This window comes from Mesorhizobium sp. M2A.F.Ca.ET.043.05.1.1, assembly GCF_003952445.1.
Lineage (GTDB): Bacteria > Pseudomonadota > Alphaproteobacteria > Rhizobiales > Rhizobiaceae > Mesorhizobium.
This window is the reverse complement of sequence record NZ_CP034446.1, coordinates 4,010,432-4,022,700: the sequence shown is the minus strand read 5'-3', so window position 1 is coordinate 4,022,700 and position 12,269 is coordinate 4,010,432. Positions and strand designations below refer to the sequence as shown.

Here is a 12,269-nt window from a genome sequence, read left to right as displayed (position 1 = left end):
GGCGTCATCATGGAAGTGCTGGATCGCATCGACGGCGTCGTAATCGGTCTGCTCATAGGCTTCGAAGACGGAGCGCCACTTGTGGTCTTCGCAAACAATCCCCACGAAAGGGCGATCGCCGCACGTAGCCTGACCGAGTTGGACGTTTCCGCGATCGGCTCAGAGCTGGCCCTTCTGTTTGAGGAGGGCGACCCGGCCCGGCCGTTGGTCGTTGGTCGAATTGTCGACCCGAACCGCACGAGCAGCGAGCTGCCAGTCGTGCGTGAAGGTGATCGTATTGTCATTACCGGAGAAGAGCGGATAGAGCTACGCTGCGGGCTGGCGTCGATCATCCTCGAAAAGGACGGCCGCGTAACCATCCGTGGCAGCCAGCTAAGCAGTCAGGCCAGCGGCACAAATCGTATTCGCGGTGGGGCGGTGCATCTCAATTGAGGCGCGCCGATGCACCGCGTCGCCACTATTGCTGCTATCGTGAACCAGCACGCCGAGGATGCGGCTTTCCTCTGGCTTCGCCGCCGCAGCGAGATCGACGGCCCAATTCTGGATGAGACAGGCATCGGTCGCATCGACCAGCGTCTCGATGCCGATCTCGAAGGACTAATGGCTGCCGGTGAAGCTGGCTGGGAGGCGGCTTGGGCACGGTTTGCGGACTATGCTGAACCAGGCGAGCTTTTCGTGCTGGGAGCGCTGGCCCTACGTTGGGGCGATACCGATCTCATAGCGGCGGCGATCGATGCCGCGACAGGGCTTGGCGACGCCGGCTTGTCGAGCCTTTCCGCCGCGATCGCGCGCATGCCCCGCGAGAACCTGCGGCCGCTCGTCGCGAAGTGGTTGGACGCCCCGGATGCATTGCAGCGTTGTCTCGGGCTCTCCGCGCTCTGGCATCATCGTGTGGACCCGGGGTCGCACCTTCTTGACCTGATGACCCATTCCGATGGGAGGGTCCGCAGCCGTGCTGTCAGGCTCGCTGGCGCCATGAAGCGGCGCGATGTTCTTTCAGTCGTGCTGGCTGGCCTTGGGAGAGAAACCCCTGAGGAACGTTTGACAGCAGCCCTGGCGGCTTGCCTGCTAGGCGAGACACGGTCCGCCCAGCCCGTGATTGACGAGATTATGTCGACGGAGGCTGGCTTGGCGCCGAGAGCAATCGAGATACGCCTGTTGACCATGGTGCCGACGGCCGGCAAGGACTGGCTCCAGAAATATCTGGAACAGCCTGCGCTCTGCAGTGCGGCAACAGCATCGGTAGGTCTGTTCAGCGATCGTGCGGTGATGCCCTGGCTGATCGAGAAAATGCGCCAGCCGGAGCTTGTTGGCGCCGCCGGCATAGCACTTCGCGACCTGTTCGAGGTCGATTTCGGCGACACTGATCTTTTCGTCTCCGATCCGGCTGTTCTTGGCCAAGAATTCGCGCATTTGGACGCCACGTCGCTGCCGGTGGCGGATAGGGTCGATGCATGGTGGAACAAAGGGCGGGGTGGGCGCAGTCACAGACCCTTCCGGTCGATGCGCCGGTTACGGCTTGACGCGCTTCGCGCGGCATTGGCAACGCCTGGCACCCCGCTCGCCGAATGGCGTGTCACACGACGCTTCGCGGCTTGGATGTGAATTCAGCGCCGTGTCCTGCGCCTCACCATCGCTGCCGCCCGCAAACCGTTCTCGGAGGCGATTTCGCAGACCGCGGTCGGGCCGGGTGCGTAATCCTTGACGAAACTATCCGCCGCAAGCATGAGCGCGAGTGCTCCGCCGGCCGCACCGACATCCCCGATTGTCATGGCAGGGTAGGCGATGGGTAGGATTTCACGCCGGGTACGATAGAAACGCGAGTGCGCGATCATCATTTCCCAACCGCTATAGCGCTCACCATTGCCGTTGCTGACCACGAAGTGGATGTCGGGTTCCGAAGCCCCGGAACCCGACACCATGTCGCGCAGCGCGCCGAGCATAGCGCGGCCTTGGCTGTAGCGGTCCGACAGCGCGCTATCGGTTTCCTGTGCGATGCCGATGCCATGGATCGCGGCCACGACTGTCGTGTCGCGTGGTGGCTCCCGCACAAGCCGCACGAATGCGGCCGCCTCCCCCGGCACTAGGCCTTGAGAGTTTTCGTCCCCCTTCAGGCGTCCAGCCTGACCGAGTCGACTGAGATCGATGTCGTTGACGAGGCTGTCGACCCCGCCGAGTAGGACTTGCGGGATGCCCGCGTCTTCCATCAGCGCCAGCGCTCTTTCGATCAGACCAATGCTGGCTGCCGCGCCACCGTCGATGGCGCGCGAGGCCGGATGGAACCTGAGACCCGTCGCGTCGATCACCGCAGCCAGGAAGTTGCGCGCCGGGACGTCGGCAAAGGCCGGGTGGTTGCGAAAGCTTTCTGGCGGCGTGATAAGCAACGCGGTCGCCGCGGCCACGTTCGGATCGTCCACGCCGAGCGCTTCCTTGATAGCACGGGCGGCCATGTTCACCAGCCATTCGCCCTGGTTGCGGCGCAGGCGCCAGTGTGTCGGAATGCGAGCGACGATTTGCGACAGGCCGGCCTCCGGAAAGCCCACATCCTCAAAGGCGGACAGGCTGGCGCGGATCGCCGCGATTGTCTGTGGCGCACTTAAGCCGGCCGCGGTGACGGTGCCGAATCCCGCGACGTAGACTGGCTTCTTCATGCTAGCCATACCGGACGGTCGGCGAGGCCACCGATGCCACGCGGGTCGATATACTGTTTGCGCTTACGGGCGGCGAGCAGGAAACCGGGCGTCACATGGCCAAATGCGATCTGCTGCAGCGCCGGCGCGTTGCGCTGGGTGACGAGCGCAAGACGCGCCTTGAGCGTAACACGCCAGAGGTCGGGCTCGATGATCACCGTGTCGGTCTTGAAAGCGCGCTGCTCAACACGGCCGTCATAGATCAACTGGATCGGCGCGACCACGCGTGGCAAGCGAAAGTCCCAGCGGCCGTTTGGGGTCATGCCAATGACCGTGACGGGCTCGCCGCCGCGGATCTGCAACAGATGCTGGTCGGCCGGGGCACTCAGATTGTAGAGCGGGTCGAAATCCTTGGGCGGCAGAGGCCATTGCGTATCGATCCAGACTTGGTCGTAGGTGCCGGCGAGCGGAAGCCGGGGCAGCCAGCCTCGTCCTACAGGTCCGAAACCAGCCGGTTTCGGGCGGTCAGACGGACTTAGACAGGGCTCCCCCGGATAGGTGATGTTCGGCGCCTGCGTGCGCACCGCCGGGTCGGCTGAGAGGGCTTGATGATAGCCGATCCCGACCGGGTTACGCCTGTCGAGCCGGCCATCGGCCAGCGTGCCGCCATAGGCGCGTTCATATACGATCGGCATTGTACGGAACGGGTGCGGGGCGCTGTAGCCAGCCGCATCGCGAATGCGGTCGCCGACAACATTGAGCACCTTTTGCACGGTACCGAGACGGACACCAACCTGCATCTCCGTCACCGGCCGGCCGTTCGGCGCGTGCGCCGAGCCGCTTACAAGTACTTCGGCGCACGGCTTTACCGGAGCGATGTCGGCCTCGTAACGATTGGATGAATTCGCCGGGTCGCCCAATGGGACATCCCACAGCGCGACAGGCATCTGATCTTCCGAGACGCGCAGTTCCGGCGCGCCGTCAAGTGCGTCGAAGCTCGCCGAAAACATAACGACCAGCATCTCCTGGCCATCGGCGTCGAGTTGAACATGCGTCGCTGCGGCAAAAGGTGTTCGATTCTCAATCCAGACAGCGAACGCCATCGATCAACACCAGTTGCCGTGCTCGTCAAGGCCCAGGGGCCAATAGGGCATGCAGGTTATCAGCGTAACGAAGTCATCGTGCTTGCCGTCTACCAGCCAGCCGAGAACCAGGACCTCTGGGGGCACGCGGTCGGCATCGTCGAGCGTAGCGTTCAATGCCGTGCACCTCAGCCAGGTGTCACGCACGAGTGTCACGACTTCGGGTGCCGACGCTGGGCCGGCGAGCCGGCGTTCGAAGGATGCATCGATGGCATCCTCTCTCGAACCGCCTTCGTCCATTTGGGAATCGACCAGACTGGTCCACCATTCGGACGCCGTGTCGTAAGTCGGTCGCAAGGCGGCTAGATACTCTTGAAAGATCTGCCGATGGGCGTCTGTGGCTTCCGCTGAGGGCTTCGGCTTGCCTTGCGAACTCGCGACGGCAACGTCACTAGGCGCGCAGCATAGACGCGAGATTCCCTTGGCGACAATATGAAATGTCTCGAGCGGCATCAGCAGGGGTCTCCGTCCTTGCCGACGCCGATCGGGATGAAGAACATTGTCTCCATCACCTCGTAAAGGTCATCGTTTTCATCCTCGAGGTCGTTGACGAGAAGGTCGATCGGAATCACTTGCTCGCGTGTCGGGGGCGGTACGTCCCGACCCCACAACTCGCCGGGCTCATCTTCAACGTACTTCCTGCCTTGCTCTTCCAATTCGAGATTTAGCTCTTCGGCCAACAGGAAATATTTTCGAAAGATCGCGATCAAGCGCGGATGCGCGCCAAGCTCGGTTGGCCAGCGCGTTGCGAAATCAACCGTTAGGCCGCCCGGATAGGATTTCTCTTCGTTCTTCTTGAGCTGGGCCTTCCACCACTTTTTGACGTCAGGTATCGCAGCGCGAAGTTCCGCGATATAGCTGTCCTGGATTTTCCGCAGACGCTCGTCCATCGAACTCACATCCTGATTCTGGCTATCTTGAGTTTTGCTTGCTGCCGGATCGTCTTCATGTTCGCCCCTTGGCTGTTCGAACATTTGCGGCAATGGGGTTTGACCGCCTCGGGTTTGGCGAAATGGTCCTTGAACCCTTGGTAGGGCTTCGGTAGATGGCAGCCACCATTTTCCCACGCGACCTTCATCGGCGGTTCATGGTCGGGCGTCATCGCTTTCTTGTCGCGATCCTTGTACTTTCCCTTTGAGACCTTTGCATACTGGTTCGGCGGAAGCCAAGGCTTGCCGCATTCCCAGCACGGCTTCCCGTGAACCGCCTTGTCTTGGTCGGCATTGATATCCGGCGCGTGCTTCTTACGGCTGTATTTCGGGCATTTCTTCTTACCCGCCGCATGCGGAGCGACAGCTTTGTAAAAGGCCACCAAAGCAGAGCCGTCCAAGCCATTACATGGGTTGCTACCCTCGTTCTGGCCCATAGGGTCACCATGCCGGCATACCCCCTTGCCTTCCGCTTTGACTGTAAAGGACCACAGCATAAAGGCACCCTTGCCTTTGATGCGGTGAGTGATGACACCAGCCCCAAGTCCAGGTGTAGCCGGCTCGTTGCCCGTGCTCATGGCAACTTCGGACGAGTCTTCAAGCGCTGTTGGATTGCCATCGATCTTCACGGAGGTGCTGCCTTTGATCAGGTCGCTCGCGGACAGCATGTTCACATACGGAACCGGCACCGGGCCCGCCGGCGGCGGCGGCGGCGACAGGCACACGTCGCCAGGAGCGATACCTTTGCCGTTGCTTCCCTTGTGGAAGAAGCCCATGCCCTCGGCGAAGACCGTGATGGCCATCGCTATGCCTCCCTGACTTCCATTGGCGCAGCCCGCATGGCAGGCAGGCCGTTTTGCGCCAGATCATGGATATCGGCGAAGCCGAATTCCTTAACCTCCCAGTCATCACTCCAGAATGCGATTGCCGAATCGGGCTGGCTCGAAGCAGGCGTTTCGACCTCGGCGAGACGGCGGCTCAGCTCTGTCGTCGAAAGGCTTCTGTCAACAGCAACCCGCGTCAACTCGGTGACCTCCCCAAACCAAGGATCGCTCGGGTCGGGCGGTGGGCCCAGCCGCACAATAGCGAAAGGATAACGACGTCCGACGCGGTCTTGGCTCATTCGCCAAGCGCCGGCGCAAGGTTGATCGCAAAAGATGCCGGCGGGTACTGTGAAGCACCACACGCGGGGATCAAGTTCACCTTCATCCGGCCGCGCGCGCAGTTCCATCGACATCCACCGGTCCCAGCGGTCGATGAACGTCCGCGGCAGGTTTGCGGAGACGAAATCTCCCGTCGCTGGTATCTTGCCGAAGAAGCCAGTGTTCAGATCTGTGGCGGACATGTGAACTTCTTGAACATCTCTAACGTGTACGGGTTCTCGACGCTGGCCGCCTTGAGCTCGAAATCGGCCCACATCCCCTTGGTGCCGAGCCGCAGGCTGTAGACGTCGGTGAGCTTGGTCGCGTTGAAGCGGCCGCCGCGCAGCATTCTGAGCCACGCCCAACTGCCGGTTTCGTTGAGCATCACTTCGGGCGAGCCGTCGACCGGCTGGAAGGCAAGCGAGATCACGCCCGTGCCGTCCTTGCCTGGCCATGTCATCGGCTGCGGCCTGGTCGCGTTGTTGTAATAGACGAGGTTCTGGCCATCGAGGTTGAGCGTCACCCGCGCCACGTTGGGCGACAGGTCCTTCGGCTCCAGCGTGAAATTCATCACCGGTCCCGTGCCGCCGGGGAAGAGATCGTCGCGGATGTGACGCGCCTGCTCGAAGGCTGCCAGCGCCGCCGGATCGAGGCCGAAATCGGCGCGCCATTTCCACGGCTCGCTGGCGGTGTCGACATAGTTGATCAGATGGTCGTTGGTGAAGGCGTCGATCAGCCCGGTCGGCCCGAACAGGCGCTGGAAGTCGCGCACATTGACGTCGACCGCGCTCTCCGGGCTGAACGGATAGCGGTTGTTCAGCGCTGCCTGGCAGAAGGGCAGGATGTCGGCGCGCCAGATGGCGTTGAGCTCGTTGGTGACGGCCTTCTGCGACAGGCCGCTGGTGTCGCCGGCGATGCCGCCCAGCCAGTCGTTGATCGGCGAGGGCAGGATCTGCGCCTGCCTCGCGACCGCGCCCGTCAGTTCGGCCAGCCCGCCCTGCTTCTTGATGGCGTCCTGCGGGTCGGGGTTGGCGGTGACCGTCTGCAGCACATTGGACAGCGCCGTCAGCGCCACGACGGCGGCATCGAGCGCCGGCGGCTGGCCGTCGACCTGCGCGATCGTGCCCTTGAGCGGTTTGAAATGCTCGGCGACCAGGCTGCCGGTCATGTCGACCTGGTCGGCCGAGCCGGCGCGCGGCAGCAGTTTCGCTCCCGTCTTCACCACCTTGCCCAGTTTGCCGAGCTTGCTCAAAAGCTTCGAGCCGGTCTTGGCGGCCCCGCCGCTCTTGTCGTCGGCGGCCGCATCATCGGAGCGGGTGAGGTCGGTCTCCTGCACCACCGCGGTCAGCAGGCGCTTCAGCGCGGAGTCGGCGCTGGACAGGTCCTTGAGGTTCTCGCTGGCGATGTTGAGATCGGTCAGCGGCGCCAGCCGCATGTCGCGCAGGAAGGAATCCCACTGCGCGATATAGTCGTCGTAATAAAGCTTGAGGATGTCCTCGGAGAGCGCCGACACCGACGTCTCCGAATTCTCAGAGCAGCCGCCGGCAAACACGGCGCGGTCGAGCGCCGCCTGGCCGGCGACATCCTCGACCCGGTCGAGAATGGCGTCATGGAAGCCGGCATAGGTATAGGGGCCTGGAACGCCGACACGCAGCGTCTTGTCGGAGCGGCGCGCGAACACCTTGGCGCCGTTCGGTCCGGCGAAATTGGCCGGCACCCATTCCTTGATCGCCGCGACTTCCGGGTCGGCCAGCAACTGCTTATAGGCGCGCTCCGGCAGCGAGATCGTGCACACCGTCTTCAGCGCTTCGGCGACCAGTTCCTTGTCCGGCGCGATATAGCTGTCGTCGACCGTCATGCGGCGGATCGCGGCAAGCTGGTGCTCTTCGGCATCCGCCGTCGGGAAGGGCGGCGCGGGCGCGAATTGCGGCAGGCTGTTCACCCACCAGTTCTGCACGAAATCGGTGTCCATCTGCGACAGGCCGGTCATCATCCGGTAGGTCTTCAGTGCGCCGAGCATGAAATCCGGATCGCGGATCTGTCGCCACATCGTGGCTTCGAGCAACGCGACCATATGCGGCTCCAGCACATTGCGCAGGGCATGGTCGTAAGTGTCGGTCTGCGCCCGCACCAGCTCGGCCGAAGCGGTCGGGCCGAGCAGGTTGTGAACGGCATCCGGCGGCGCGGTCCTGGCCGCCGCCACCGCGTCCATCGCCGCCAGCGCGCCGTCCATGGTCGGCTGCTCGACCGCGGCCGGCATGGCGGCGACGTCGGTCAACGGCTGCTGCAAAGCCTCGAACTGGCCCGCCTGCTCGGTGATCGCGTTGCGGTTATCGAGATAGGACCAGGTGAACAGTCCGCCCGCGAGCAGGGCGGCAAGAGCGCAGGCGGCCGCAGCTCCGCGCCAGATCCAGGCGCGGCGGCGCTGCGCCAGCGGATCGAACGTGCCGAGGCCGGCTTCCTTGAAGATAACTTCGGTGAGCAGATTGCGCAGGAAGAAGCTGCGCTTCTCGACACGCGCCGCCGGCATGGCGCGGCGCGGCGGCAGTCCGAAGGATGAGGACAGCGCCGCGGTCAGCCGGTCGATCGGCGCGCCTTCCTGTGTCGCCGAGGTCAGATAGAGGCCGCGCAGCCAGGCGGCTTCCTCGTAACGGCTCTCGCCGAACATCGCCTCGACCAGCACCTGGATCGGCTCCGACAGGCTGGCGAGTTGCGCCGGGAAACGGAAGATCTCGGCGCGCTGGCCAAGCTTGTCCTCGTCCTCCAGCCGCGGCACCAGCCGCCGCTCCAGCTCGGAGGCGAGCCTGGCAAGCTCCGTCTGGATGGTGCCGGCGTTGACGCGGGCGTCGAGCGGAAAAGTCGTTCCCCACACCTGCTCGCGCGCCGTCGTCGACAAGCCGCCGAAGAAGGCTTCAAAGCCTTTGATCAGGTCGGCCTTGGTCAGCATCAGATAGACGGGCAGGCGGATCTCCAGCCGATCGTTAAGCTCCGCCAGCCGGCGGCGGATTTTTCGGCCATGCGCCTTGATCGCCTCGTCGCCCTCCGACAGCACGTCGATCGACAGCGCGACGATGACGCCGTTGAGCGCACGGCGGCCCCGGTGCTTCTTCAACAGGTCGAGGAAGCCCAGCCATTCCGCCGCGTCGACATCCGGCTGACTCTCCTGCTGGACGTAGCGGCCTGCCGTGTCGATCAGCACCGCGTTTTCGGAGAAGAACCAGTCGCAATTGCGCGTGCCGCCGACGCCCTGCAGATCGTCGGTGAGGTCGATCGGGAAATTGAGTCCCGACTGGCGCAAGGCCGTGGTCTTGCCGGTGGCCGGCGGACCGACGATCACATACCAGGGCATCTCGCGCAGGAATTTCCGGCCGCCGAGCTTGCGCCGCTTGAGCTCGGCCATCACCTCGCCAAACTTGGCGCCAACGGCCGCGACGCTCTCTTCGCCGGGCGTGAGCTGCTTTTCCTGAACAGGCGCCGCGATCTCGGCGACGAACATGCGGTTGGCGCGGATCGCGCGGCGCTGCGCGATGATCAGCCAGATCAGCCACAGGATGATCAGCCCGGCGATGATGGCGATGCGCACATTGTCGGACTCGAACGGCGCGTAGGGGCCGACCTGCACGATCGGCCCGAACACCCAGATCAGCAGCGACAGCAGCGCGATGCCGATCAGCGTCCACAGGAAACGCGATGTGATGACAGCCCAGAGGAAGCGCAGGATGAACATCTCAGAGCCTCTTCTCGACCAGGACCTCGACGCGCCGGTTGAGCGCGCGGCCCTCGCGCGTCGAGTTGTCGGCCACCGGATCGGCTTCGGCGCGGCCTTCGGATGAGATGCTCTCCGGCGGCACGCCGGCCTGCACCAGAAGCTTGGCTATGGTCTCGGCGCGCGCTTCCGACAGGCGCTGGTTGCTGGCCAGCGGGTTCGACTTTTGCAGGCGCACATTGTCGGTATGGCCCACGACCGTGATCTTTCCGATCAGCTCCTTGTTGTCGAGGATCACCTTGGCGATGGACTGGATCAGCGGCTCGTAGCCCTCGGTCAGCGTCGGCCGCGACGACTGGAACAGCTCGGGATTGGAGGATTGGATAATGAGCTTCGCCAGCGAGACGCTCTCGGTGCCGCTGAGCGCGCCCTTCAGCTCGTCCGGCGCCGCGCCCTTGAACTCGGGCAGCAGCGCGAAATCGACCGGCTGCGGCGCTTCGGGTTCAGGGGCATCCTGCTTGGGCGCGGCGCGGGTGACGTCCCCGCGCGAGGCCGGCGGCAGCGTGCGCACCAGCGCGGAAAGCTCGACCGCCTGGCTGCTCAAGCCCATCGACAGGCCGACATAGGCGGCAGCGGCGACGAAAATCGCGGCAAGCGCCATCACCCAGATCGGCACGATGAAGCGCTGCGGCTCGTCGGACGCGATCACGCCCTTCCAATTCGGCGACAGCGGCGCGTCCTCGGCATCCGCATTGCGCAGGAAGCGTGCCGCAGCAACGCGCACCGCATTGAGCGAACGGTCGCCGGCGCGGCCGGGCACCCGGTATTTGCCGCGGAAGCCGAGCGCCAGGCAGTAATATTGCAGCTCCAGCATTTCGCGGTCGCGGTTAGGATGCCGCTCCAGCTCGTCGAGCCGGGTGAAGAACTGGGTGCCGGCATCGACGTCGCCGCGCAGCATGACCACAAGCGGCTGGCGCGGCCATGCGCTGGCGCCGCCCCATGGCGTGTTGAGCGCGAGATCGTCGAGCAGCGCCGCCACCGCCCAGGCCGCCTGGTCGGCGCGCTCCAGCGAGGAGCCCGCGGCAACAGTGGCGTCGCGCGCCCGCACCAGCTCGTCGAGCAGGCGTGTGCGCATCACTTCCGGGTTCTCCGGCGCCAGCGCGCTTTCGAGCTCCGGCGCGAATTCAAGCAGCGGCGCGAAGATGTTGATCAGCGTGTTGGGATGGGCGCGCGCCCGCTTGACCGGCCCGCCCGGCACCAGCGGCGCCATCGGCCGGGGCGCCGCACCGGTCAGCCGGATGCGTGTGCGCTCGCGATCCTCCGACAGTCCGAAGGGATCATCCCGGCTCATGGCCTCACCTGTTCACCGAATAGCAGTCGACCTGCGGCTCGCTCGGCAGCACGCCGGAAACGCCGATGACGAAGCCGGGAGCGTCGAGCAGCGAGGCCCAATGCTCGCTCTTCTGGTCGAGCTCCAGGCACAGCCGGTCGCCGTCATAAGGGATCTCGCGCGGCTGCGAATGCAGCGGCTTCAGCGGAATGCCGGGCAGCCGCGATTTCCACAGGCCCTCGAACTGGTCGGCCGAGCCGACCGTCGCCTGGTTGACGAAGATCTTGCGCAGCGCGTCTTCCGACAGTTCGGAGCCGACGCGGATGACGATGCGGCTGGCGACCAGCAGCTTCGGGTTGTCGATGCGCACCTTCCAGACATTGGTCGCGTGCCGCATGACCGGCAGCGCGCGCGATTTCGGCTCGATGTAGCGCAGGCTGAGGATCAGCGAACGCAAGGCGTCGGCCAGCGCCATATAGGCGGGCCCGGGCGCCATGTGGTCGTAGGCCGGCAACTCGCCGAGCCGCCGCGAGCTGGACCCGTAGGTGGCCATCTCGCCGGCGAGGCCGGCAAGCTCGAGATAGAGCTCGGCCGGATGGAAGACGTCCTGCGCCAGCATATGCGCCAGCCGCGGCCGCGCGGCATTGGCGAGGTGCAGCATCAAGAGATCCTCGACGCTGCGGCCGGCTCCGCCCATCACCATCTTGCCATGCGCCTCGGCGATCTGGTCGAGGCCGGTGACGACCTCCTGCAGCAATTGCCGGTACCAGTGCACGGCGCCGGTGATCAGCGTCGGCGGCAGGAAGGACTGGTCGAGCGAGACGCCGCCATCGGCGCGCACGCCTGTGATATCGGCGATCGGCAAGGCGGTGTAGCCGCCGACCGATTTGCCGGGCGCCAGCAGCACCGCTTGCGGCCGGGCGATCTCGATTTCCTCCGGATCGGCGCCGCCTTGCACGGCGTCACGCACCGGGACGATCTTGCCGTGGTAGCGCGCACCGGTCGATTGGGCATGCGCCGGATCGAAGCCGACGCCGCCGGGCGGCTCGAGCGGCAGCGCCACCAGCACCGGCCCGGCGCCGGTGTCGGCCGTGACCGGCAGCGGCTTCGGCGCATCCATCAGCTCCGGGATGGAGAAGGGCGTGCCGTCCGGGAAGATGCCTCGGGCGGACACGATCGACACCTGGCCGGCATCGAGCAGCGACTGGTCGAGCGTCAGCTGCTGGAAGCCGAACGTATGGAGCTGGCCCGCCTGCAAGGCGCCGCGCACCATCCCCTCGAAGAACCGGTCCTGCTGCTGGAAATGCTGGGTCCTCAAGAAGAGTCCCTCGGACCACAGCACCCTGTTTGCGTCGCTCATGCTGCCACTCTCTGCACTTGCCCTGTTGAC

11 protein-coding genes are annotated in these 12,269 nt (G+C 64.8%); 2 read left to right on the top strand and 9 right to left on the bottom strand.

Going from position 1 to position 12,269, the window contains the following annotated elements; translation table 11 throughout:
* The first annotated feature begins 6 nt into the window (after positions 1–6).
* On the top strand, positions 7–432 hold the full coding sequence (locus tag EJ069_RS19650) for a DUF6484 domain-containing protein (protein ID WP_126062722.1): 426 nt from the start codon (positions 7–9) through the stop codon (positions 430–432).
* A 9-nt stretch (positions 433–441) separates the two neighbouring features.
* Entirely contained in the window at positions 442–1,605 is a 1,164-nt protein-coding gene (locus tag EJ069_RS19645) for a hypothetical protein (protein WP_126062721.1), read from the top strand.
* A gap of 2 nt (positions 1,606–1,607) precedes the next feature.
* On the opposite strand, the gene EJ069_RS19640 is transcribed toward EJ069_RS19645, so the two are convergent.
* The 9 genes from EJ069_RS19640 to tssK are packed head-to-tail and all read right to left on the bottom strand — an operon-like array spanning position 1,608 to position 12,239.
* A complete protein-coding gene (locus tag EJ069_RS19640) occupies positions 1,608–2,651 on the bottom strand; it encodes a hypothetical protein (protein ID WP_126062720.1) in 1,044 nt (347 codons plus the stop codon).
* Positions 2,648–3,733, bottom strand: coding sequence for a DUF2169 domain-containing protein (locus EJ069_RS19635; RefSeq protein WP_126062719.1), 1,086 nt, complete (start codon positions 3,731–3,733; stop codon positions 2,648–2,650). The genes EJ069_RS19640 and EJ069_RS19635 overlap by 4 nt, the downstream gene beginning before the upstream one ends.
* A gap of 3 nt (positions 3,734–3,736) precedes the next feature.
* A complete protein-coding gene (locus EJ069_RS19630) occupies positions 3,737–4,225 on the bottom strand; it encodes a hypothetical protein (RefSeq protein WP_126062718.1) in 489 nt (162 codons plus the stop codon).
* A complete protein-coding gene (locus tag EJ069_RS19625) occupies positions 4,225–4,662 on the bottom strand; it encodes a hypothetical protein (protein ID WP_126062717.1) in 438 nt (145 codons plus the stop codon). Before EJ069_RS19625 ends, EJ069_RS19630 begins: the two co-directional genes overlap by 1 nt.
* A 5-nt stretch (positions 4,663–4,667) precedes the next feature.
* Complete coding sequence (locus EJ069_RS19620; RefSeq protein WP_126062716.1) at positions 4,668–5,504, bottom strand: DUF4150 domain-containing protein; 837 nt, start codon at positions 5,502–5,504, stop codon at positions 4,668–4,670.
* Positions 5,505–5,506: 2 nt separating this feature from the next.
* On the bottom strand, positions 5,507–6,046 hold the full coding sequence (gene tagF / locus EJ069_RS19615; protein WP_126062715.1) for a type VI secretion system-associated protein TagF: 540 nt from the start codon (positions 6,044–6,046) through the stop codon (positions 5,507–5,509).
* Positions 6,028–9,570 carry a type VI secretion system membrane subunit TssM gene (tssM, locus tag EJ069_RS19610; protein WP_126062714.1) on the bottom strand — a complete coding sequence of 1,181 codons (3,543 nt, stop codon included), beginning with the start codon at positions 9,568–9,570 and terminating at the stop codon, positions 6,028–6,030. The genes tagF and tssM overlap by 19 nt, the downstream gene beginning before the upstream one ends.
* A 1-nt stretch (position 9,571) precedes the next feature.
* Complete coding sequence (icmH, locus tag EJ069_RS19605) at positions 9,572–10,900, bottom strand: type IVB secretion system protein IcmH/DotU (protein ID WP_126062713.1); 1,329 nt, start codon at positions 10,898–10,900, stop codon at positions 9,572–9,574.
* A gap of 4 nt (positions 10,901–10,904) precedes the next feature.
* Complete coding sequence (gene tssK / locus EJ069_RS19600) at positions 10,905–12,239, bottom strand: type VI secretion system baseplate subunit TssK (protein ID WP_126062712.1); 1,335 nt, start codon at positions 12,237–12,239, stop codon at positions 10,905–10,907.
* Positions 12,240–12,269 lie beyond the last annotated feature (30 nt).

What these genes read in the sequence shown, in the direction of transcription:
- EJ069_RS19640 (WP_126062720.1), bottom strand. Translation starts at nt 2,651, where the DNA reads ATGAAGAAGCCAGTCTACGTCGCGGGATTCGGCACCGTCACCGCGGCC.
- EJ069_RS19630 (WP_126062718.1), bottom strand. Translation starts at nt 4,225, where the DNA reads ATGCCGCTCGAGACATTTCATATTGTCGCCAAGGGAATCTCGCGTCTA.
- EJ069_RS19635 (WP_126062719.1), bottom strand. Translation starts at nt 3,733, where the DNA reads ATGGCGTTCGCTGTCTGGATTGAGAATCGAACACCTTTTGCCGCAGCG.
- EJ069_RS19645 (WP_126062721.1), top strand. Translation starts at nt 442, where the DNA reads ATGCACCGCGTCGCCACTATTGCTGCTATCGTGAACCAGCACGCCGAG.
- tssM (WP_126062714.1), bottom strand. Translation starts at nt 9,570, where the DNA reads ATGTTCATCCTGCGCTTCCTCTGGGCTGTCATCACATCGCGTTTCCTG.
- tagF (WP_126062715.1), bottom strand. Translation starts at nt 6,046, where the DNA reads ATGTCCGCCACAGATCTGAACACTGGCTTCTTCGGCAAGATACCAGCG.
- tssK (WP_126062712.1), bottom strand. Translation starts at nt 12,239, where the DNA reads ATGAGCGACGCAAACAGGGTGCTGTGGTCCGAGGGACTCTTCTTGAGG.
- icmH (WP_126062713.1), bottom strand. Translation starts at nt 10,900, where the DNA reads ATGAGCCGGGATGATCCCTTCGGACTGTCGGAGGATCGCGAGCGCACA.
- EJ069_RS19625 (WP_126062717.1), bottom strand. Translation starts at nt 4,662, where the DNA reads ATGGACGAGCGTCTGCGGAAAATCCAGGACAGCTATATCGCGGAACTT.
- EJ069_RS19620 (WP_126062716.1), bottom strand. Translation starts at nt 5,504, where the DNA reads ATGGCCATCACGGTCTTCGCCGAGGGCATGGGCTTCTTCCACAAGGGA.